Origin of the sequence: Arthrobacter sp. Y81, assembly GCF_002929335.1 — a bacterium.
In the GTDB taxonomy this organism is placed as follows: Bacteria; Actinomycetota; Actinomycetes; order Actinomycetales; family Micrococcaceae; genus Arthrobacter.
The window spans coordinates 1-524 of the sequence record NZ_PJIL01000100.1 but is presented as its reverse complement, the minus strand read 5'-3'; the positions used below and the strand labels follow the sequence as shown (position 1 = coordinate 524).

Sequence of the window (524 nt, the reverse complement as noted above, 5' to 3'; positions counted from 1 at the left end):
CCAGCAACGCCCGGGCGGGGTCTTCACCGCCCACCGAATGGTAGGTGCCGCCCAGGTCGGTGACTAGCTGGCGCTGACCCTCCAACGCCACCGGCACATCCCCTGCCACCCCGTCCGAGCGGGGAATATGGACGGCCATGAGCTCACCGCCGCTGACCCGGCTCAGTATCCTTGCGGCCCGCCGGAGCAGGACCTCCCCCTCTGCCCCGCCGGTCAGGCCCACCACGATGCGCTCGCGGGTGGGCCAACTTGCCGCTATCCCGTGGGATTGCCGGTAGGCGGTGACGCCTTCTTCCACCCTGTCGGCCAGCCACAGCAGCGCCAGTTCACGCAGCGCGGTCAGGTTTCCCAACCTGAAGTAGTTGGCCAGCGCCGCATCCACCTTGTCTTGGGCGTAGACGTTGCCGGCGCTCAGGCGTTGGCGCAGCAGCTCCGGCGGAATGTCGACCAGTTCAATCTGATCCGCCCGGCGAACCACCTCATCGGGGATGGTTTCTTGCTGCCGGACGCCGGTGATGGACTCC

1 pseudogene is annotated in these 524 nt (G+C 67.9%); it reads right to left on the bottom strand.

From position 1 onward, the window contains the following. Positions 1-524 (bottom strand): annotated as a pseudogene (locus CXQ91_RS24380) (histidine kinase); the annotation flags it as partial.